The sequence below is a fragment of the Bradyrhizobium sp. USDA 3364 genome (genome assembly GCF_054056355.1).
Map to the genome: position 1 here is coordinate 408,982 of NZ_JBSRYG010000002.1, position 21,220 is coordinate 430,201.

At 65.6% G+C, this 21,220-nt stretch carries 21 protein-coding genes; 9 read left to right on the forward strand and 12 right to left on the reverse strand.

Going from position 1 to position 21,220, the window contains the following annotated elements; translation table 11 throughout:
- Positions 1-13: 13 nt before the first annotated feature.
- Positions 14-1,315: an HlyD family secretion protein gene (locus tag ACVILL_RS02215; protein WP_456727642.1), complete on the reverse strand. Its 1,302-nt coding sequence runs from the start codon at positions 1,313-1,315 to the stop codon at positions 14-16.
- Positions 1,316-1,505: 190 nt separating this feature from the next.
- Here ACVILL_RS02215 and ACVILL_RS02220 point away from each other — a divergent pair, with 190 nt between their 5' ends.
- Complete coding sequence (locus ACVILL_RS02220) at positions 1,506-2,150, forward strand: TetR/AcrR family transcriptional regulator (protein ID WP_456727643.1); 645 nt, start codon at positions 1,506-1,508, stop codon at positions 2,148-2,150.
- A gap of 19 nt (positions 2,151-2,169) precedes the next feature.
- Here ACVILL_RS02220 and ACVILL_RS02225 read toward each other — a convergent pair whose 3' ends face one another.
- Complete coding sequence (locus ACVILL_RS02225) at positions 2,170-3,252, reverse strand: helix-turn-helix domain-containing protein (RefSeq protein ID WP_456727644.1); 1,083 nt, start codon at positions 3,250-3,252, stop codon at positions 2,170-2,172.
- Between the two features lie 246 nt (positions 3,253-3,498).
- Between ACVILL_RS02225 and ACVILL_RS02230 the strand changes: the two genes are divergently transcribed.
- Complete coding sequence (locus ACVILL_RS02230; RefSeq protein ID WP_456727645.1) at positions 3,499-4,341, forward strand: GNAT family N-acetyltransferase; 843 nt, start codon at positions 3,499-3,501, stop codon at positions 4,339-4,341.
- Between the two features lie 226 nt (positions 4,342-4,567).
- Here ACVILL_RS02230 and ACVILL_RS02235 read toward each other — a convergent pair whose 3' ends face one another.
- The 6 genes from ACVILL_RS02235 to ACVILL_RS02260 form a co-directional block, all read right to left on the reverse strand.
- A complete protein-coding gene (locus tag ACVILL_RS02235) occupies positions 4,568-7,240 on the reverse strand; it encodes a flavin-containing monooxygenase (protein WP_456727646.1) in 2,673 nt (890 codons plus the stop codon).
- Positions 7,241-7,448: 208 nt separating this feature from the next.
- A complete protein-coding gene (locus ACVILL_RS02240) occupies positions 7,449-8,324 on the reverse strand; it encodes a L,D-transpeptidase (protein ID WP_456727647.1) in 876 nt (291 codons plus the stop codon).
- Between the two features lie 231 nt (positions 8,325-8,555).
- Positions 8,556-9,260, reverse strand: a complete 705-nt coding sequence (locus ACVILL_RS02245) for an SDR family oxidoreductase (RefSeq protein ID WP_456727648.1) — start codon at positions 9,258-9,260, stop codon at positions 8,556-8,558.
- A 90-nt stretch (positions 9,261-9,350) separates the two neighbouring features.
- Positions 9,351-9,545: a hypothetical protein gene (locus tag ACVILL_RS02250; protein ID WP_456727649.1), complete on the reverse strand. Its 195-nt coding sequence runs from the start codon at positions 9,543-9,545 to the stop codon at positions 9,351-9,353.
- A gap of 162 nt (positions 9,546-9,707) precedes the next feature.
- Positions 9,708-10,091 carry a response regulator gene (locus ACVILL_RS02255; RefSeq protein WP_456734147.1) on the reverse strand — a complete coding sequence of 128 codons (384 nt, stop codon included), beginning with the start codon at positions 10,089-10,091 and terminating at the stop codon, positions 9,708-9,710.
- 113 nt (positions 10,092-10,204) lie between these two features.
- Complete coding sequence (locus tag ACVILL_RS02260; RefSeq protein ID WP_456727650.1) at positions 10,205-11,425, reverse strand: extensin-like domain-containing protein; 1,221 nt, start codon at positions 11,423-11,425, stop codon at positions 10,205-10,207.
- A gap of 75 nt (positions 11,426-11,500) precedes the next feature.
- Here ACVILL_RS02260 and ACVILL_RS02265 point away from each other — a divergent pair, with 75 nt between their 5' ends.
- The 6 genes from ACVILL_RS02265 to ACVILL_RS02290 all read left to right on the forward strand — a co-directional run bounded on the left by ACVILL_RS02265 (position 11,501) and on the right by ACVILL_RS02290 (position 16,446).
- The gene (locus ACVILL_RS02265; protein WP_456727651.1) at positions 11,501-11,797 is read left to right on the forward strand and encodes a hypothetical protein; all 297 of its coding nucleotides are present in this window, start codon (positions 11,501-11,503) and stop codon (positions 11,795-11,797) included.
- Positions 11,798-12,348: 551 nt separating this feature from the next.
- Positions 12,349-12,615, forward strand: a complete 267-nt coding sequence (locus ACVILL_RS02270; RefSeq protein WP_456727652.1) for a hypothetical protein — start codon at positions 12,349-12,351, stop codon at positions 12,613-12,615.
- Entirely contained in the window at positions 12,566-13,459 is an 894-nt protein-coding gene (locus tag ACVILL_RS02275) for a helix-turn-helix domain-containing protein (protein ID WP_456727653.1), read from the forward strand. Before ACVILL_RS02270 ends, ACVILL_RS02275 begins: the two co-directional genes overlap by 50 nt.
- A gap of 108 nt (positions 13,460-13,567) precedes the next feature.
- Positions 13,568-14,182 (forward strand): septation protein IspZ, encoded by a 615-nt coding sequence (locus tag ACVILL_RS02280; RefSeq protein ID WP_456727654.1) that lies wholly within the window; start codon positions 13,568-13,570, stop codon positions 14,180-14,182.
- A 139-nt stretch (positions 14,183-14,321) separates the two neighbouring features.
- A complete protein-coding gene (locus ACVILL_RS02285; protein WP_456727655.1) occupies positions 14,322-14,648 on the forward strand; it encodes a hypothetical protein in 327 nt (108 codons plus the stop codon).
- A gap of 199 nt (positions 14,649-14,847) precedes the next feature.
- The gene (locus ACVILL_RS02290; RefSeq protein WP_456727656.1) at positions 14,848-16,446 is read left to right on the forward strand and encodes a FecR domain-containing protein; all 1,599 of its coding nucleotides are present in this window, start codon (positions 14,848-14,850) and stop codon (positions 16,444-16,446) included.
- Between the two features lie 126 nt (positions 16,447-16,572).
- Here the strand turns inward: ACVILL_RS02290 and ACVILL_RS02295 are convergent, their stop codons facing one another.
- The 3 genes from ACVILL_RS02295 to ACVILL_RS02305 all read right to left on the reverse strand — a co-directional run bounded on the left by ACVILL_RS02295 (position 16,573) and on the right by ACVILL_RS02305 (position 18,315).
- Positions 16,573-17,400 carry a class I SAM-dependent methyltransferase gene (locus ACVILL_RS02295; protein WP_456727657.1) on the reverse strand — a complete coding sequence of 276 codons (828 nt, stop codon included), beginning with the start codon at positions 17,398-17,400 and terminating at the stop codon, positions 16,573-16,575.
- 117 nt (positions 17,401-17,517) lie between these two features.
- Positions 17,518-17,973 (reverse strand): hypothetical protein, encoded by a 456-nt coding sequence (locus ACVILL_RS02300; RefSeq protein ID WP_456727658.1) that lies wholly within the window; start codon positions 17,971-17,973, stop codon positions 17,518-17,520.
- Between the two features lie 36 nt (positions 17,974-18,009).
- A complete protein-coding gene (locus tag ACVILL_RS02305) occupies positions 18,010-18,315 on the reverse strand; it encodes a nickel-binding protein (RefSeq protein ID WP_456727659.1) in 306 nt (101 codons plus the stop codon).
- 150 nt (positions 18,316-18,465) lie between these two features.
- Here ACVILL_RS02305 and ACVILL_RS02310 point away from each other — a divergent pair, with 150 nt between their 5' ends.
- Positions 18,466-20,262, forward strand: a complete 1,797-nt coding sequence (locus tag ACVILL_RS02310; RefSeq protein ID WP_456727660.1) for a winged helix-turn-helix domain-containing protein — start codon at positions 18,466-18,468, stop codon at positions 20,260-20,262.
- Here the strand turns inward: ACVILL_RS02310 and ACVILL_RS02315 are convergent, their stop codons facing one another.
- The gene (locus ACVILL_RS02315) at positions 20,263-21,165 is read right to left on the reverse strand and encodes an NUDIX domain-containing protein (protein ID WP_456727661.1); all 903 of its coding nucleotides are present in this window, start codon (positions 21,163-21,165) and stop codon (positions 20,263-20,265) included. It lies immediately after the preceding gene.
- Positions 21,166-21,220 lie beyond the last annotated feature (55 nt).

The following is a 21,220-nucleotide window of genomic DNA, read 5'->3' on the forward strand; positions in this document are numbered from 1 at the left end:
AGGCATCATGACATCACTGCGGATGGATCATCATCGGCGAGTCGAGGTCGGTATCGGCGTCGGCATCGGCCGCGCCCTCGCTGGTGTCGACCGTGGTGTAGACCGACATGCCGGCGCGCAGCAGGCCCTGCCTGGCGACGCTATCGGGGACGCGGATGCGGACCGGCAGGCGCTGCACGATCTTGGTGAAATTGCCGGTGGCGTTGTCGGGCGGCAGCAGCGTGAACACCGAGCCCGCCGCCGGCGAAATGCTGTCGACGATGCCGGTGAATTTGCGGAAGCCGTAGGCGTCGACCTTGATCGTCACGCGCTGGCCGGTGCGGATGCGCTTGAGCTGGGTCTCTTTGTAATTGGCGTCGATGAAGACGCCGTTGAGCGGCACCACATTGCCGAGCCGCTGGCCGACCGTGATGTAGTCGCCGGTGTTGATCAGGCGGTTGGAGAAGGTGCCGTCGACCGGCGCGCGCACCTTGGTGAATTCGAGATCGCGCTCGGCCTTGGCGAGCTGGGTCTGCAATTCGGCGAGCTGGGCGCTGGCTTCCGCCTGCTGCGCCTTGGTCACCTCGACATTGTCCTTGGCGGCATCATAGGCCGCCTGCGCCGAGCGCACCGCGGCCGCGCCCTGGTCGCGGCCGGCTTCCGACACTTCGAAAGTGGCGCGCGAGGCAAAGCCCTTGGTGCTGAGCGCCTGCTGCCGATCGAAATCGAGATCGGCGCGCTTCAGGCCGGCCTGGGCCGACACCAGCTGGGCCTGCGCCTGCTCGACGGCGCTGACGGCGGCGGCGACCTGGCGGCCGATGCGCTCGATCGTCGCCTGCTGGGTCCCGATCCGGGTCCGCGCTGCGTCGACCGCGATGCGATAATCGCCGTCATCGATCCGGAAGATCACGTCGCCGGCGCGCACCAGCGAATTGTCGCCGGGCAGGATCGCCGCGATGTGGCCCGCGACGCGCGCGCCGAGCATGGTGTTGTTGGCGCGGACATAGGCGTCGTCGGTCGAGACGTAGAAGCGTCCGACCATCAGGTAATAGGCGGCATAGCTCGCGGCGGCGATCGCAAGCAGGCCGACGATGCCCATCATCACGAATTTGCGCTTGCCGGATTTCGGTGCCGCGGCGGGCGAAGCCGCCGGCTGTTCGGGTGCCGAAGCGGGCGGCGCCTCGGCGGGACGCTTGTCGCCGGGCCCCTTGGCTTCCAGGCCCTTGGCCTCCTCGGCCCTCGCCTGCTCGCCGGATGCATCGCGCGCCATCGCGTCCTCGGCCGTCTCGGGCCCGGGCCGAACAATGCGTGCAGCCTGATCTCGTGCTGCGGCCATAGCCGTGGCTCCCCACAAAAATCTTGACGCCCGCAATGGCGGAAATAAGCGCCATGCGGCGCATCGTCACCCCACCAATACCATTGACCGAACGGTTCGGTCAATATACATTCCTGCGCCATAGATTATAAGGCTTCGATTCTCCCCTTTGCTGATTCTGGGTTGAGTTCTTTCGCGAGAAGCTAAATCAATGGTTGCAGTGCCCCGAACCTCTCCCGCCTCGGTTGGCGAGGAGGAATCATCGAAACGCCGCCAGATCCTGGACGGCGCCCGCAAGGTGTTCCTGGAGCTCGGCTTCGACGGCGCCAGCATGGGCGAGATCGCCCGCGCCGCCGCGGTCTCCAAGGGCACGCTCTACGTCTACTTCCCCGACAAGGCGGGGCTGTTCGCGGCGATCGTCGAGGAGGAGAAGCTCGAGCAAGGCAAGGTCGCCTTCAATTTCGATCCGGCGCGCGACGTCGACACCACCCTCCCCGAATTTGGCCGCGCCTATGTCGCCGTGCTGTGCCGGCCCGGCGGCGGTTCGGCGATCCGCACCGTGATGGCGATCGCCGAGCGGATGCCCGAGCTCGGCAGCCGGTTCTACACCCATGTGATCGCCCACACCGTCGACCGCTTCGCCGCCTATCTCGAGGCGCGCGCCGCGCTGGGCGAGCTCGTGGTCGACGACTATCAGCTGGCGGCCTGGCAGTTCATGCAGATGTGCCAGGCGACGCTGTTCCAGGCGTTCATCTTCCAGGCCAAGCCGGCGCCCTCGCCCGAGCGGATCGCGACCGTGGTCGACAGCGCCACGCGCGTGTTCTTCGCGGCGTACCGGCCGAAGCAGGCGAACTGAGGCCGCAGAAGAGCGCGCGTCACATCAGCAGGCCGGTAACCCGCCCCGCGCGCAATCGGTCGCGCGCCTCGGCAAGGGAAAGCTGCGCGCGCCGGTGGCGCAGCGTCTGCGACGGGTTTTCGCCGAACAGCTGCCGGTAGTTGGCGGCAAAGCGCCCGAGCTCGAGAAATCCGTATTGCATCGCCAGGTCGGCGATCGTGACGTCGTCGGGCAATCCGCAGCTGATGATCGTGTGGATCGTGCATAGTCGCCGATAGCGCAGGAATGCGATCGGCCCCATTCCGAGGACTTCGTTGAATGCACGATGCAGTGTCCGCCGCGAGACGCCGACGCCACTGCATATCTCGGAGATGTGGATCGGCGCCGGCGCGCGAGCGTCGAGGAATTCCTCGACCCGGTTGACGATCTTCGATGCCGACGGCCGCGGGCCATCCTGTGTCGACCGCAAACCGCCCAGCAACGGCGCCGTCATGGCCTCGATGATCGCGCGCCTCCAAAACATGGCTGAGTCCTTGGTGAAGACCGTCTCATGCGCGACAAGGCGCTCGATGAACGATCGCAGCACGGGAATAGCGCGTTCGACCGTCGCTGCATTGGCTCGATAATGGCTTCTCTGCCGGTACATCATGTCCGCCAGCCATGCTTCGTTGCCGAAAGCCGACCGGATGTCATCTTCGGTCATGGAGATCACCGCAACGGATGCGCTTCCATGGTAGCGATTCTCATGTTCCTGGCCTGGCGGCGTGATCAATACGTCGCCGGGACGCGACTCGAACGACGAACGCGAGACACGATCGCCGCACTCGGTGAGCATGCTGATCGAGACCCGGTCGCGATTGGACGTCGCGCCTCGCGATCTCAAACCAAGATTGAACGACGCAACGTCGAGCGCAAGACCGCCGACCGATGCGTGCACCAGCCGCCCCTCGAGCTTGCCCCGTCCGAGTTGAACGATCGTGCGGGGCGCGTCGGCAACGACCGCGCCGAGATCCTCGAAATCCCGGACGTGATCGGTCCGCACGGTTACCAACTGCTCCATTGCCCCTCCAGCGAGCCAAACGACATCTTTCTCGCCACGCCAAATCAGCGCGACACGATTCATTGTCATCACAATTGTGACGTGTGCATGGAACGAGGCAACCGTGAGCTGTTGATACGGCCTCTCATCCCGTGCGGCGACAAGGAGCGCAGCTCGTGCCTGGCACAAACTGCATAAGACCGTCTGCCGAAGCGGATTTTGTCGTACACTGTCTACGGCCGCCGGTTCGCCTTGGCGGATGCGCGCTGCCCAACGCATGAGCACGACGTGCCACGAGCCGATCGATGGCCCGACACAAGGAGATCAGGTGTGGGCGAACTCAGTATCCGTACGATGCAGCCGGACGAAATCGCGCTCGCGGTGGACTGGGCGGCGGCGGAGGGATGGAATCCCGGGCTCGCCGATGCGCCCTGTTTTGCCGCCGAGGACCCGCACGGATTTTTCGTCGGCGAGCTCGACCGCGAACCTGCCGCGGTGATCTCCTGCGTCAATTACGGCGCGCAGTTTTCCTTCCTCGGCTTCTACATCGTGCGTCCGGATCTGCGCGGCCGCGGCCATGGCCTGAAGATCTGGAATGCGGCGATCGCGCATGCGCGGCCGCGCGTGATCGGGCTCGACGGCGTGGTGGCGCAGCAGGCGAACTACAGCAAGTCCGGCTTCACGCTCGCTTACGCCAATGTGCGCTACGGCGGCACGGTCGCCGCACCGCCGGCGCCGAACGGGCACATCGTTGCGTTGACCGACGTACCGCTGGCGCTGATCGAGGCCGACGATGCCACGGTATTTCCCGCGCCGCGCCTGGCCTTCCTAAACGCCTGGATCAATACAGCAGGACATATCGGACGCGCGCTGCTGCGCGACGGCAGGCTGGCCGGCTGGGGCGTGATCCGGCCGTGCCGCACCGGCCGCAAGATCGGTCCGCTGATTGCCGATGACCGCGCCAGCGCCGAGACCATTCTGGCGGCATTGCTCGCGAGTGCAGGCGGCGGCGAGATTTTCCTCGATGTCCCCGCGGTCAACCGCGACGCCGTCGCGCTGGCGCTAGGCCTCGGGCTGCTACCGGTGTTCGAGACCGCGCGGATGTATACCGGCCCGATCCCGCCATTGCGGATCGATCGCGTGTTCGGCGTCACGACGTTCGAGCTCGGTTAGTGCAAGATGTCGCGAGATTGAATCGAGCGTGCGTCTGCGCGATTTCGGAATATTAGAAATATACCCGTGAGTTGCCCGACGTGTCAAGTAGCCCGGTCGAACGTCGGCCACCGCCGGCTCCTTTGCATGGGGTTGTTTTCGATATTTTCGCAACGCGCCTCCCCCGCAAGCGCCGGCAAGCGGGAGAGGGAGCGCACCGCAGTTGCGGCTGCAATTCAATCCCAACCTAGTTCGCCGCAGCGTTGACCTCCGGCCGTGCTGCGTTGTCCTGCTCGATCTCCTCCGGCAGTCCGGCGAAGCGGCGCAGCGCCTTCGCCATCTTCACGCGGCCGCTGACGCCGGTGATGATGACGTCGACCATCACGAACGACGAGTGAAAGTGGCCGTGCGCCTTGAGCTGCTCGACCTTGACGCCGGCCTTGATGAGCGCATCGCCGTAGGCAATGCCCTCGTCGCGCAGCGGATCGAACTCCGCGGTCGCGATGAACGCCGGCGGCAGGCCTTCCAGTTTGCCGCGCAGCGGTGCGACGCGCGGATCGGTGCGGTCGGCCGGCGAGCAGTACAGATCCCAGAACCAGAACATCAGCCCGCGGGTCAGGAAGTAGCCGGTCGCATTGTCGACATAGGACTTCCGGTCGAAGGTCGAGTCGGTGACCGGGCAGATCAGGAGTTGGCCCGCGATCTCCGGCCCGCCGCGATCGCGCGCGAGCTGGCAGGTGACGGCTGCGATGTTGCCGCCGGCGCTCCAGCCCGCGACCAGCAACGGCCCTGTCCTGCCGCCGAGCTCGGCGGTGTGGGCGGCGATCCAGCGCGTCGCCGCATAGCCGTCCTCGGCCGCGGCCGGGAAGCGATGCTCGGGCGCGTGGCGATAGCCGACGCTGACGACGATCATGCCGGTACGCCGGCAGAGGTCGCGGCAGAACGGATCGTCGGACAGCTCGTCGCCGAGCACCCAGCCGCCGCCGTGGAAATAGACCACGATCGGATGCGGCCCCGGCGTCGCCGGCCGGTAGAGCTTGTAGGGCAGCGGACCGTCCGCGCCCTGCAGCATGCCGGTGCCGACCTCACCGACCGGCCGCCCAGCCGGGCGGCCCTTGTTGAACTCGTTGAGGAAGCCGCGCGCGCCCTGCGCGCCCATCGTCTCGAGCGGCGGCAGGTTCATCTCGCCGAGCAGGTTCAACACCAGCCGCACATCCGGCTGCAAGCGTACGACCTCGCCGTCATTGCACTGTTCGGCTACGCCTGGACCCGAGAGCCTGAAGCCGAGCATGCCGCGGCCGACCACCTCGTTGCAGATGCTGCGATAGGGTCCGACGCCGCCGGTATAGGGCATCACGCCCTGCGGCTTGCCGGGCACGTTGGCGCCCGTGTACCAGGTGTTGGCGAGCCGGTGCAGCGTCAGCGTCGCGCAATCGGCCATGTGCCGTTCCCAGCCGGCCTGCGCGGTCTCGGTGGCTTCCATCGTGGTGAAGCCGGCGTCGCGCAGCGCGGCGATCCGCTCGACCACCCAGCCGACATGCTGCTCGATCGACACCGCCATGTTGGACAGCACCGACGGGCTGCCGGGGCCGGTGATCATGAACAGGTTGGGGAATCCCGCGACGGTGACGCCGAGATAGGTCTGCGGTCCGTGCGCCCAGACATCCGATAGCGACTTGCCGCCGCGGCCTGTGATCGGATGCACCGCCATGATCGCGCCGGTCATCGCATCGAAGCCGGTGGCGAACACGATGACGTCGACATCGAAGCTGCGCCCGCCGGTCGAGATGCCGCTGGCCGTGATCGCCTTGATCGGCTCCTGCCGCAGGTTCACCAGCGTGACGTTGGGGCGGTTGTAGGTCGCGTAGTAATTGGTATCGAGGCAGGGACGCTTGGCGCCGAACGGATGGTCGTGCGGAGCCAGCGCTGCGGCGGTCTCCGGATCCTTGACGACGGCGCCGATCTTCTCGCGGATCAGGTCGGCGACCAGCCTGTTGCCGTCGACGTCGACCGCCTGGTCGGCCCAGAGCTGAGTCAGGATGTGGACGAGGTCGCCTGCCGCCCACGCCTTCTCGAACCGCTCGCGGCGCTCCGCGTCGCTCAATTGCCAGCTCACCACGGTCTGCACCGGATAGGGCACGCCGGCCATCGACAGGCGCGCCTGCTCGCGATAGGCCGCGCGGTCGCTTTCAAAGTAAGTCTTGCGATCCTGCGGCGCCGGGCCATTGCCCGCAGGCAGCGCGAAGTTCGGCGTGCGCTGGAACACGGTGAGTTGCGCGGCCTGTTCGGCGATCAGCGGGATCGACTGGATGCCCGACGATCCGGTGCCGATGACGGCGACGCGCCTGCCCTTCAGATCGACGCCCTGATGCGGCCAGCGGCCGGTGAAATAGATCTCGCCCTTGAAGTCCTTGACGCCGTCGATTTCCGGCGGCTTCGGCGAAGACAGGCAGCCGGTCGCCATGATGTAGTAACGGCACGAGACATTGGCGCCGTTGTTGGTCGAGATCAGCCAGCGCGAAGTCGCATCGTCCCAGGTCGCTTTCGTGACCTTGGTGCCGAAGCGGATATCGCGGCGCAGATCGTAGCGGTCGGCGACGAAGCCGAGATAGCGCAGGATTTCCGGCTGGGTGGCGTATTTCTCCGACCAGGTCCACGCCTGATCGAGTTCGGGATCGAACGTGTAGCTGTAGTCGATGGTCTGAATGTCGCAGCGCGCGCCCGGATATCTGTTCCAGTACCAGGTGCCGCCGACATCAGCGCCCTCTTCGAGCGCAACCGCCGAGAAGCCCGCCTTGCGCAGCCGATGCAGCAGATAAAGACCGGCGAAACCGGCGCCGACGACCGCGACGTCGACTTGCTGTGTGGTTCCGCTCTGCGTGGAGTCCGAAGCGCGTGCTGCAACTGCTGCGTCTGGCATGCCAATCCTCCCGTATGTTTTGATTTGACGGAAGGCTAGTCCTGCGCTTTCGGTTTGTCATCACGACAAACGCAATCAGAGGTCGCCGCAATTGTGACGCGCGCAGCCTGGAGCAGGATGCGCAGCGTGTGGACGCAAGTGGCTTGTCGCGAGGCCAAAGCGCGCGAGATGTCTGCTTGTCCTCAATTCCGGACCGAGAGCAATCGAGTCACTGGACTTCGGCCACCTTCGGTCCGGATGACGGCATCTGCGCGTTGGCTGCCGTGGGCCGGTTCGACGGCGATGCCGGGTCCGGCGATCGGGAGGCGGCGTCGGGCGCTGCCTGGGATGGTCGATGGGCTGCCGGAAGCACGATCACTTTCGCTCCGACTTTCACCCGCTCATACAGATCCACGACGTCGTCATTGGTCAGCCGGATGCAGCCTGACGAAACCCGCCTCCCGATCGTATCGGGCTTGTTGGTGCCGTGAATTCTATATTCGGTATCGCCCAGATACATTGCCCGGGCGCCGAGCGGATTGCCGGGACCGCCTGCCATGAACCGCGGCAGGTAAGGCTGACGCAAAAGCATCTCCGCAGGCGGACGCCAATCCGGCCATTCTGTCTTGCGGGCCACGGTCTGTTCACCGGACCATGTAAAACCTTCGCGGCCAACACCGATGCCGTAGCGCATCGCCTGTCTGTCGTTCAGAACGAGATAAAGGAAGGTGCTTCCGGTATCGATCACGACGGTGCCTGGCGCCTGGTGACTGGCATAATCAACCACCTGCCGAACAAATCTGCCCGGACCATCAGCAGCTTTGGGTGGTTCGACCAGAGGCGCCGGGGCCGAGACTGGAGCCGGGGCCGGGGCCGGGATTGGAGTCGCAGCTGACGCTGCGACACGAACTGGAGTTGATATGTGAGCTGGCGTTGACGGTGCCTGGACTTGCTGCGCGGACGGCTTGCGTATCGGTTGAACGCTCGCCGGGCGAGACAGCAAACCGTATCCCAAAGCGGCAGCGGCCATGGCGCCAACTGCGACTCTTCCGATCACCGGTAGTGCGAGCGTCTCTGTCTTTTTACGTTTGGCCCGCTTACCCATATCTGTCCCCGGATTGCTATGCCCGGAGGAGGTACCCAGTAGATTTTAACAAACTTCGAAGCGATTTCGGTCAGGGAGGAAATCACCAAGCGTCGTTAACGCTAACTCCCGTCCGGAACAAAGGCGCGAGTACCGCTCGATATCCAGGAGTGAGCGGGAAAGCTGGCAATTCCTGCTTTGCTCCCGGGGTCCGTTGTCCATGAGCATGCGGCCCAGTCGCGTGTAAAGGCCTCAGATAGACCGCATCAGGCCGCCGTCGACGCGAATGTTCTGGCCGGTGATGTAGCCCGCGCCGTCGGAGACGAGGAAGGCGATGGTCGCGGCGATCTCCTCCGCCTTGCCGTAACGCTTCATCGGCACGCTGTCGCGGCGCTCGTCGGTTGCCGGCAGGCTGTCGATCCAGCCCGGCAGCACATTGTTCATGCGGACATTGCTTGCGGCGTAGCTGTCGGTGAACAGTTTGGTGAAGGCGGCGAGCCCGGCGCGGAACACCGCAGATGTCGGAAACATCGCGCTCGGCTCGAAGGCCCAGGCGGTCGAGATGTTGACGATCGCGCCGGACTTTTGCGCCTGCATGTGAGGTGCGACGAGACGCGTCGGGCGGATCACGTTCATCAAATAGACATCGAGGCCGGCGTGCCACTGCTCGTCGGTCAATTCGAGCACGCCGGCGCGCGGGCCGTGGCCGGCGCTGTTGACCAGCGCATCGATGCGGCCCCAGCGCGCGATCACGCCGTCGACGGCGCGCTTCAGATCATCGTTCGAGCGGTTCGAGCCGGTGAAGCCGAGGCCGCCGAGCTCGCTCGCCAGCGCCTCGCCCTTGCCCGACGACGACAGGATCGCAACGCGAAAGCCATCGGCGGCCAACCGCCTCGCCGCCGCCGCTCCCATGCCGCTGCCGCCTGCGGTGACGAGTGCGACCTTGTCCGCTGCCATGACCGATATCCCTGTTGATGACGAAGCTGGCGCAAGGTCTATCATCAGGGAACGCAGCGCGCGACACCCGGCCTGCCGCGTGATGTCGCACTACTTGCAGAATACCTGCTTCGACCCGGCATAGAGCCTGGCGACCGGCCGGTCCATCTGCCACAGTTCGATATCGTGGTGATCGACAAGACGGCTGGCCGACGTGACGGCCTGGTCGTCGTCGTTGCAATCCATGTTCACGACGCCGATGGATCGGCTGTGCGGTCCGACAATATAGGCGCGATAGGTCGTCATCTTCGTTCTCCGGCTGCTGCGAAATCCGTTCGCAGGGATAGCTGGGACGAAGGTGACCGCGCCGGCGTATGAATTCGAGAAGAATTGCCCTGAGATCCTATAAGGACGGAATAGGCGCCTGCTCGAACCAGCAACCGCGTGACAGGCCGATCTAAGCGAACGTCAGGCCTGCGCCCCGCCCTTGACCAGCTTGGCCACGGCTGCGACCAGCTCGTCGGGCGAGAATGGCTTGTTGAGCAGCACGCTGTTCGGCACGCCCCTGGTCGGCCACTCGTCGCCGCCGCCGCCGGTGATGTAGAGCACCGGAAACGACGGATCGATCTCGCGGGCGCCGCGCGCCACGCGCCAGCCGTCGAGCCGGCCGAGCAAACGAATATCGGTGACCAGCGCGCTGTACTTGGTGCGAAACGCCTTCAGCAGCGTCAACGCTTCCTCGCCGGAGCCAGCGATCGCCGGCTCATAGCCGCCGTCCTTCAGGGCGTCCTCCACCATCATCTGAAGATCACGATCGTCTTCGATGACGAGAATGATCGGCGCGTCTTGCAAAGCCATCCCCCAAACAATCAGCCGGGTGCGCCCGACTCAGCGAGCGTATGCAACAAAAGTGGCTACCGTTTGCGCGGTGTCACCCAGTAAAAATACGGATATCAGACGCGTCCCTATTCGTCGGCGAACTCGTCTTCTTCGTTGACCCCCGCCTTACCCCGCGGGGCCGGCTTTCTGCCGCCGAGCGATCCTGTGACATAAGGTTCGCGCGTTGCATAGGGGTTACGGCCGCCGGCGCGCGCCGCGACCTCTTCGCCGGAGACGGCGGCGGGCTGGCAGATCAGACGCCGGCTGGCCCGGCGCATCAGATCCACATGGATGTGGTCGTAGTGATAGACGTTGGATCCCGGTGCCAGCACCGTGGTGAAGTGCTCGCATGCGGCGGCCTGGACGTCGCGCAGGAAGCCCTGCTCTTCCGGCAGACCCTTCCAGCCATCCTTCACCGAAATGCGGCGGCCGTCGGCGAGCGTGAAGGCTGCGATATCGAGCGCGTTGCCGAAGGCGTGCTCGGAAATATGCGCGCGCGAATTGCCGTTCATGCCGCGGCAGGAATAGGCCGAGATCTGCTTGATCTCGACGACGCGCGCGCCGAACCAGCGCTGTGCTGCCGGCTGCACGGAATCAGCGAGCCAGCGTTCGAGCACCGAGACGATCGGGCACGCCAGCGTTGCCGCCGGCTTCACCGCGACCGGGCCGACGGCCATCACGGGGTTGCCGTTCGACGGACCGAGCCGCGGCGGCGGCGCGGCTTCGCGGGGTTGCTGGGAATAAGGTGCAGGTGAATAGGGCGCCGCCGCGCCCTCGCGCTGCGAATTGGAGGGCAGGCCCGGATAGTAAGGCCGCTCGCCTTGCGCGTCGGCTGAGCCTTCCGGCGGCAGGTCGATCTCACCCTGCTGCAGCGGCACGCCTGGCGCCGACAGCGAGACCGGTCCGTTGGGCTGGCTGCCATAGCTCGGCTGGCGGACGGCCTGATCGGAATACGGCGCCTGCGCGGGTGGCGGGCTCGGCTGCCGGTTGATCGGCCAGCGCGGCTGGCTGTTGCCGATCGACGCCGGCGGACGCAGGCTGTCGTCGGCAAATCCGTAAGCCAAACTCGCTTCACCGAGTGCGGCGACCTTGAGGGGGAACTCGGCGCCGCAGACACCGGGACCCGAGATCGGATCGATGCGGACGAGGTCGGGGCCTTCCTTGACCGCACCTGATTTCAGGCAAGCGGCCTCAGCCTCGGCTCGCCACGGTTCACGCTCTGCAGTCTGAAACAGACCGCGACCACAACCAGCCAGCGACACAAGGACAAGGGAGCCGACGAGATACAAACGAACTCCACGCGTCATGGCGCGGAGGTTCTGCGAATTTGATTAAAGACTCTTCAACGCATTTCGACCGATTGGTTTCAGGCGCTTTTAACCATGCGCTGGAACCCGGCAGGGCGACGTGCGCTCGTGCGTGAGGCTTGTTGCATCATCAACGCGACGAATGCTCCGCACCGTGAGCGTGAGGTGATGGCCGCGGCTCATGTTGTGATCGAGAATGTGTCGACCTTCGAGTCCGGCATCGCCATTCATCTAAAAGTAGCAATCTCCGAATTCACAATCGAAATTGGGATGCCGTCCGACGGTATCTCGTACCGATGGCGCATCCGCAATTCGCGCCGGCGCGGAATATATTTGCAGCCGCTTCAACGCGTTGATTCGGCGTCTTTTTGAACCTCGCATCGCAATGCGGCATCGCCCGGGAACATCGGGCCCGACAGCAGGGCTTACTTTTTCGGCCGGGAACCCCTTGCTAGCTTTGGCGTTAATGCGGGCAGCGTTGTGAACCGAGGGAGTTTCCCAATGGATTTCGCGAGTCCTCTGCTGAGCAAGCTGAGCATTGTGGCCGCGTACATCGCGTTAGCCTTCGTCGGCGCCATCATTCTCGGCGTGTTCTAAGACATTCGACAGGCATTGAGTTCAGCGCCCGGCGGCCGCCCCCGCCGGGCGCTTTGTTGCTTTGAGACCCACGTACTCTCCCCGTCATTGCGAGGAGCTCGCGACAAAAAATGCGGAGCAATTTTGCGCCGAAGCGACGAAGCAATCCATTCTTCCGCATACGCGGCGCGATGCTAGGCCTGACATGTCAAGATCGCTCTGATGTCCACTGCCGCGCGATCGGCCGGCGGACATCAGGCTTTTGCCCGCTCGCCGGTCGCTTCATGTGAACAGCCGGACACGCTATAAGCGTCGCACGGTCGACTTTAACCTGCGGGCGGCTTGCGATGGCGATGACGGCTCTTGAACTCGGTCTCCGCGGCGCGGTGGTCGCACTGTTCCTGGAGGTTTGCGCGGTGCTGTTGTTGCGCTACGCGGCGGTGCATCGCGCCGCGTATCTCGGTGCCACGATGGGTGTCGCGGGCGCAGCCTACGCGATCTCGACCGCGCCGTTTTTTTCCCGCATCGTCATTCGGCTGGAGCTCTCCGTTCGTCGCCTTCGCGATGGGCTCGCCGGTGATTTTCTGGTTGTGGGCGCGCGCGATGTTCGATGAGCAGTTTGCCCTTCACCCGTGGCATGCGGCCCTGTGGACGCTGCTCGCTGGCCTTGGCCTCGTGAGCCACAACGGCTGGACGATCTGGCCCGGTCTCGCCGGCACCTGCGGCCGCATGCTGGCACTGGCGACGATCGGTTTCGCCCTGCTCGGGATCGCTGAGATCCGGAAAGCATGGCGAACTGCCGTGACAACGGCACGCGGCCGAATCCTGATCGCGCTGGTGGTCGGCATCGGCCTGCAGATGACGCTGGCCGCCGTGGCAGGGCTGGCTGCAATTCCCGCCCGGTCGATCAGCCTGAGCATCGCGCTCGGCCTTGGTGCATTCGGGCTGCTGTCGATCTGGATGATGCTGTTCGATCCGCCCGAGAGCCAACCGGCCGTGGCCGGGCCGGACGTCGGCAGCCAGGCCGGCCGAGTCGCCGCGTCGCAGGCGCCGGCCGACCTGTCGGCTCCGGACCGTGCGTCGCTGCATCGCCTCAAGCACCTGATGGCGACCGAGCGGGCCTACCGGGAGGAAGGGCTGACCATCGGCCTGCTCGCGGCCAGGATCGGCATGCCGGAATACCGGTTGCGAACGCTGATCAATGACGGGCTCGGCCACCGCAACTTCAACGCCTTCGTCAACCGCTACCGGCTCGACGACGCCAAGGCGGCGCTCGGCGATCCCGGTCAGGCCGAGGTGCCGGTGCTGACGATCGCGCTCGACGCCGGATTCCAGTCGCTCGCGCCGTTCAACCGCGCCTTCAAGGCGGACACCGGGCTGACGCCGAGCGCGTTTCGCCGCAGGGCGACTGGCGGGCAGAATGTGGCCAACGACGTGGAAATCGCCCGTTCGAACTGACAATTCACTCCTCGATTTCTGAAATTGATAGGCTTTCAGCCGTACGATCTGCCTAGCTGGGCCGACGCTGGCGCTAGTTGCGCCACGGCATGCGGAGCACAACGACCGATGAAGCATTTCCTCACTGCAGCAAGGCTGCTGGCGCTCGACCTGGCGTCGACGCTGGTCTTTCTCGTCCTGTTCCTGCTGACGCACAACACCGCGCTCGCGGTCGGCCTCGGCATCGCCTTCGGTGTCGCACAGATCGGCATCCAGATGATGCGCGGCAAGCGGATCGGCACGATGGAATGGCTCAGCCTGGTCCTGGTCGTCGGCGCCGGCACCGCGACATTACTCACCCGCGACCCGCGCTTCGTGCTGTTCAAGCCGAGCGTGATCTACGCGATCGTCGGCGTCGTGATGCTGAAGCCCGGCTGGCTGAACCGCTATCTCCCCGCGATCGCGCAGCAGGTCGTGCCCGACGTCGCGATCATGGTCGGCTATGCCTGGTCGGGCCTGATGTTCGTGTCTGCCGCCGTGAACGCCTTCGTCGCGCTGGCCTGCGAGATCACGACATGGGCCGTCGTGATGCCGATCTACGGCATCGTGAGCAAGATCGTGGTGTTCGTGGGCGGCTTTGCCGCGCTCCGCCTCATCGCGAGGCGCCGCATCCGCGCCATGCCCGAAGCCCAGCGCGAGGCCGTGCTCGCGCTCGAGGGAGCGCCGGCGACGGCGGTACCGTAAGCATCCGCATCTGGTCAACGAAACAAACGGGCGCGCGACGAAACCATTTTGCGGCCGCGACGAAGAATCGCCGAAACCGAGCCTCCCTAGTGATGTGTCTGGCGACGCGCTGCTTCGGCGCGATCACAAGGGGGACATCATGGCTTTCACCGCTTCCGCGCTTCGTCACGGCAAACTGCTGGCGGCAACCGCATTCGCGCTTGGTCTCTTGACCTCGGCGTCCCACGCCTACACCGACGAGCAGCAGCAGATGTGCACCGGCGATGCTATGCGGCTGTGCAGCTCGGAAATTCCCGACGTCGATCGCGTCACCACATGCATGATCCGCCAGCGCGCGCAGCTCAGCGACGGTTGCAAGGCGGTGTTCCACTATGTACCGCCGGCTGCGGCCGCGCAGCCCACGAGCTACGCACCCGCGGCCAAGCCGGCGAAACCACTCAACATCACTCCTCACAAGCGCGGCTAAGCAAAACCCCAACAGCGACCAGGCACCGCGCCTCCGGCAACGGAGCGCGGTGCTTGATCGTTTTGGTCCGCCATGACAACAAGGCAGGACCGTTCATTCGGCATTCAGCCTGACGCGGCTCAATTGCCGGTCCGAGAGCGTTTTCGAGCGAAGTGGGGCACTGGTTCGCGTGAAGAAAACGCGTCAAATCAAGAAGCCAATGCCTCCCCGGGAATCGATGGTGATGCGCCGCACCTATCTGTTTGCGCTTCTGCTTGGTGCTGGCGTCACGCTAGGTTGGCATGCAAAGGCCAATGCGGCGCCGGACCTGATGCGGCTCGCGCAGGCACAGCCTGCACCGGCGCCCTCGTCCGCTCCGGCGCCGAGCGCGACACCGGCTGTACCTGCGCAAGCAACACCCTTGCCTGCCACGCCTGCGCCCGCAACACCGGCGCCGGCCGCGAGTGCGCAACCCGCCGCGCCCGAGCCGATCGGCAACGTCGCGACGATGACCGGAAGCGCCACGGTCACGCGCAACAACACCACGACGCCGCTGCAGATCCGCGACGACATCTTTGCCAATGACGAGGTCGCCACGGCAGCGACCTCGTCGCTCGGCATCACCTTCGACGACGGCACCACCTTCAACCTGCGCGCCAACGCCAGGATCACGATCGACAATTACGTCTACGAGGACGGCGGTGCGCAGAACAGCGCGCTGTTCAACGTCGCCAAGGGAACGGCAGCCTTCGTCGCCGCCGCCGTCGCCAAGACCGGCGACATGAAGATCTCGACGCCGACCGCAACCCTCGGCATCCGCGGCACCACCGGCCTTGTCGAGGTGCCCGAAGGCGCGACCGCGACCAGCAACAATGTCGGCATCAAGCTCTATCCCGACGCCGACGGCCATGTCGGCCGCATCGAGGTCAACGACCGCAGCGGCGCCTCCCTCGGCGTGCTGACGCGCGGCGCCAGCGGCTTTGCGATTCGTCCGGGCTCCGGCGGCGCACGTTTCGCCGCGGTGCCGCTGACGATCTCGCCGCAGCAGATCACGCGCGACCAGGGTTTTGTGCGCCAGGTCCACAGCGCGCAGGCGCTCGGCCGCCAGGTCGTGACCGAGCAGCGCGACTTCCGCCGCGCCAATCCTGATTTCCGCAGGGGCAATCCAGCCGCGCCGTATCCGAACCGCGGCCAGCCGGTGCAGCCGAACCCGCAGCGCCAGAACGGCTTGCCGGGCCAGAACCGCAACGCGCCGCAGCAGCCGGGCCAGCAGAACCGTCCGGGTCGGTTGCAGCAGCCCGGTCAGCCGAACCGTCCGGGTCAGCCGCCGCAACCAGGCACGCCCGGCAGGCAGGGCTCGCAGCAGCCAGGCTCGCAGCAGCCCGGCACGCAGCAGCAAGGCGGCGCACAGCATGCGCTGCCCGGCCAGCCCGGCGGCGCGACGCTGCCGCACGCGCCCGGCGCCCAGACGCCGGGCGGACAACAGCCTGTGGGGCAACAGCCCGGACGCCGCGGCGCGACGCTGCCCGGCGGACAGCAGTCGCCGGCGCGTCAAGACGGTGTGCAGCCCGGACGCACACAGGCACCGGGCGGCGTACGCCAGTCGGGACAAGGCCAGCCGGGCGGCCCGCGACAGGGTACGGCGCAGCCTGTGCCGCAGGCACCAGGCGAGGCCCGACCGGGCATTCGGCAGGCCGCGCCGGGCGCGCATCCCGGCCTGCAACGGCCAGCAGTTCAGGCGCGGCCCGGCTTCCAGCAACGACGCGCGCCGCCGCCGCGCGCGGCAAGGCCGCAGCCCAATGACAAGCGCCATAACTGAGCGATCGCATCAATGTCGCGTTCGCATCGGTCGCTTCTGCGGCGAACTCCGACGATCAGACGAACGAAGATGGCGCCGGCGAGAACGCCGGCGCCATGCTCGGATCGACGAATAGCGAGCTGCAGATCAACGCTGCCTGGTGATCACGGCCTCCAGATATTCGCCGGGAATGACCAGCGTACCGTCCCTGGCGACATTGAACTTGTCCATCAGGCCGAACATGTCGGTGGTGAGCAATTGCTGCTTGACTGCATCGATCGCCCCGAAGGCTTTCAGCACCGGGCCGTAATAGGTCCGGAAGATCTCGAGGAAATGCTCGCGCGACCTGTAGCGGAAATTGAAGTGCCTGCGCTTGGCATCAACCGTCGCCTGCGGGCCGAACAAGGCGCCGACATGCGCCTCGGTGCCCCACAGCGCAGGAGATTTCACGCCCGGCGCCGGCGGCACATATTTCCCGATGGTCTTGAACAGCTGGCCGATGAATCCCTCCGGCGTCCAGCTCGCAAGGCCGATCTTGCCGCCGACGCGGCAGACGCGGCGCAGTTCATTCGCCGCCTGCTGCTGGTCGGCGGTGAACATGACGCCGAAGGTCGACAGCACGACGTCGAAGCTCGCGTCGGCAAACGGCAGCTTCTCCGCGTCCGCTTCCTGGAACGTCACGGACAGGCGTTCCGCGGCCGCCCGCTCGCGGCCACGTTCGAGCAACGCCGCGACGTAGTCGGTCGAGACCACGTCGGCAAATCGCCGCGCGGCGGCCAGCGTCGCATTGCCGTTGCCGGCGGCGACGTCGAGCACCATCTGATTGCTGCGCAGGTCGACGGCCTCGCAGAGCGTTTCGCCGACGATCTGAAGCGTGGTGCCGACGATCGCATAGTCGCCCGAACTCCAGGTGGCCTGCTGGCGCGCCTTGACGGCGGCGAGATCGACGGTCGGCATTTCGGTCTGAACGTTCATGTACATCTCCTTTGAAAATGTCGTGCGGCGCGCGGCGAAGCCGCTGGCTTCGCCGAAACTCCGCGAGTTGCGCCAAAAAGGGCGTCGTGCAGTGCTATGACGTCAATGTGCTGCGAATTACGTGCGATAGCCGAGAAGGGCCGGGATGCTGGATGCGGCGACAATGCTCCAATCTGTGCGATGCCTGCAGCCGTGCCCGCTGCGCTGAGACGTGGCGGCGTGCTGCGTCAGGGCTGCACGATGCTCCCGAACGGCAGGCTCCTCTGCTCTCGTGAACATGGGTGAGGACAAGCCCGCGATCATCAGCCCGAGGACTGCGCTTCGAACGACCGGTCGAGAGCAGCGGATGCCGGCGGCCGTCGACTGCCGGCCGCCGGGCTCGTGAGGCATCAAGCGACTGGCCTGCCGCTCGCGGTGTGCGAGCATGCCTGCGACCGTTTGATTGACGATTCGACGGACGCGCAAAAACAAAAAGGAAAAATTCCTCCGCACCGAACTTGAAACGGACTCCATGAATGAAATCGGCATAATGGTTTCCTTGATCGAGTAGTGATGGCGCACCGGAAAAATCACTTGACCGTGATCGCGCCATGCGACGCCTCGCAGGCGTCATTCGGCGACAATGGGCGGTTCGACCGGATCACCACGCACCACCACGGTTGCCGCGACCTTGTAGAATTCCTCGCCGGGCATGCCGACGCAGCGCGCATGCTCACGGATCGAGTCACCGTCGCGCGCCTCGTATATGCAGAACGTGCCAATGCGACCGTCTGCCTCATGCACCACATAGCTGCGGATCCAGCGGATCCGGTCCGGCATCTGCTCATCGCCGATCCTGGCGGACGTTGCGCCGGCGAGTTCCAGTTCGCCCATGTTCGCCCAGGCGCTTGGACGACGAATGACATAGAGTTCCATCGAAATCTCCTCGGTTGCGACGAACAGCGGGCTGCGGTGATCGCGGCCACGGTCAGCTATAGACGCCGTCCACGCCAACTGTCCTTACCGCGGGCTGATCATTGTCTGATCTTTGCCTGAACCTTTTCCGGCGACCCCGGACCCATACACATGGCGTTCTCGTTTGGACTGTTCGAGCTTGATGAAGCTGGACGCGTGCTGCTGTGCGCGCGCCAAGAGATCCCATTGCAGCCGCGTGTGTTCGACTTGCTGGTCTACCTTGTTCGGCACCGCGACCGCGTCATCTCCAAGGAAGAACTCCTCGACGCCGTGTGGCCCGACGTCACGGTCACCGACAACTCGCTGCAGCGGGCGGTGAGTTCGTTGCGCGCCGCGCTGCGCACGGGCGGCATGGACGGCGCTATCCGAAATCTGCCGGGCAAGGGATATCGCTTCTTCGTCGATTCCGAGATCAGGCAGCCGGAACGTACTGCCCAAAGGCAGGCCGACGGCACCATCGGCCTCGCCCGCCGCGCGGCGGCCGCGCAATTGTGGCTGCAGGCGGCAACCCTGTTCGAGAGCGCCAAGGACGACGGCCAGCTGAGCGCCGAAGATCTGCACGATTGGGCGCTTGCCCTGCAATGCCTCGGCAGAGCCGCGGCAGCCATTCCTATACTGGTTCGCGCAGTCGCTGCGCGCAGTGAAGCGGGCGATGCCGCCGGAGCCGCGGTCGACGCGATCACGCTCTCGGGCCTGCATTTCGAGAGCGGTCAGGCCGCGATCGGAAAAGGCTGGCTCGCGCGTGCGGAAGATTGGGCTTCAAGGCTCGACGATCCGCCGACGACTGCGCTGCTGCTATGGATGAAGTCGAAACTGGCTGCGTTCGATGGCGAGCCGGAACAGGCGCTCGCGCTGGCCGACGCTGCCTACACGTCCGTCAGATACAAGGACGCGCTCAACATCGAAGCGCTGAGCCTGGCCTATCGCGGCTTCTATCGGCTATGCCTCGGCGAGACACATGGCGGACTTGCCGATCAGGACCATGCCGCCGCGGTCGCACTGTCCAGCAACAATCTGGATCCGATCATGGGCGGCAGCCTCTACTGCAACATTCTCTGGGCCGCCCGCATGTTCGGAGATTGGGCGCGGGCCGACCAGTGGACGCGGAGCTACCAGAATTTCTGCTCGGGCAGCGGCATGGAATTGACGGGTTCATGCCAGCTGCATCGCTCCGAGGTGCTCGGCATCAGGGGCTCGCTGGACGAGGCGCTGGCCCGCATCCAGGACGCGCTCGCACGCCTGACGAGCGATGCGCCATGGTCGATGGGCGATGCGAATCGGGTGCTCGGCGATATCCTGGCCGCGATCGGCAATGACGACGCAGCGCTTGAAGCCTACGACAGGGCCTACACGCTGGGCTGGTGCCCAGAGCCGGGCCGCGCCATGCTGTTGCTCGCACGAGGCGAAGCCGAAGCCGCCTATGCGAGCCTCGAACGGAGCTTGATCGGCAAGACCTGGTGGACGCTGCAACGGCGGGGAATCCTGCTCGCGCATCTGGCGCTGGTTGCGGCCCACACGCATCGGACCGGCCGGGCAAAAGCATTGATCTGCGAGCTTTCGGGCAATCCGGATCGCTGGCCGATGCCCTCGATCCGGGCACTCACCAACGAAGCGCAGGCGATCCTCGCCCTCGGACGGCAGGATCATGAAGCAGCCATGCGGCATCTCCATCTCGCCCGCCAATTGTGGTCGAGCATCGAAGGGCGGGTCCAGATCGTAAGGCTGAGGCTGCAGATTTGCAGGCTCCAGCTGGAGCATGGCGACGTTCGCGGCGCCACGGCCGAACTTCATGCCGCACAGCTTCTGGCAAGTGAATTGGGCTCTCCCAAGCGCGTGGCCGAGTGCGTCGCCTTGCAGCGTGACATCGACGCGTGGCGGCCGACCGCACGACGTCAGATGTGCGGGTGATCACGCGGCGCGGCGCAGCCAGTCGCGCACGCGGTCGATCAGGTTCTTGCGCGGGATCGGTTGGACGGCCGTGGCAACGGGTTCGATCTCGCGCGCGGATGATTGCGGCGCATCGGATGCCGTCGCTTCCACGACATGCGCGGTCTCGACCACTTCTTCGGCATCCACCGTGGCGTGCTCTGGCACCGTGGCCGGCTGATCCGGTTCGGCTTCTGCGGCCGCCGTTTCCGCGCTATCGGACATGTCAGCCCTACCCAGCTCAACAGAGCCCGGCTCTTCCTCAACTGCGGGAGCTTCGGCAACCTCGAGCGTCTCTTCGGCAACAGGTGCTTCAGCGACCGCGGGCATGTCAACGACCTCGGACGCGTCAACGACCTCGGGCGTGTCAACGACCTCGGGCGTGTCAACGACCGGCTCTTCCGCGGCAACGCGCACGCGGCGGCGCTCCGCGGCCGCGGCCCGCAACCGCGCGCGCCGCTCGCGCTCGGCCTGCGCCGCGGACTGCAACGCGATCGGCCCGACATTCTCCAGGAACGCACGCTCATAGCCGCGCGACAGGCGCTCGAGCGCCTCATCGAGCGGCAGCCAGTCGACCTCCCTGATGTCGCTCATCAACTCGCGCACCGGCTTGCCGCCGGCATCCATGCGCCAGTAATGCACCACCTTCGAGCGCCCGCCTGAATCATAGACCAGCGTGCCCAGGAACTCGTGCACGTCGACGTCGTGGCCGGTTTCCTCCAGCACCTCGCGCTCGGCCGCGGCGCGCGCCGTCTCGCCGTCATCGAGCTTGCCCTTCGGCAGCACCCACTCGTTGCGCTTGCGCAGACGCACGACGGCGAAGCGCGGCGGCGTCTCCCGCCGCAGCACAATGCCTCCCGCCGCCATAACAGGCGTTCGCGCCATCCCGTGTCCCAAAGGTTTGCGATTTAGGATCGTCGCACGACGATCGCAGCCATTC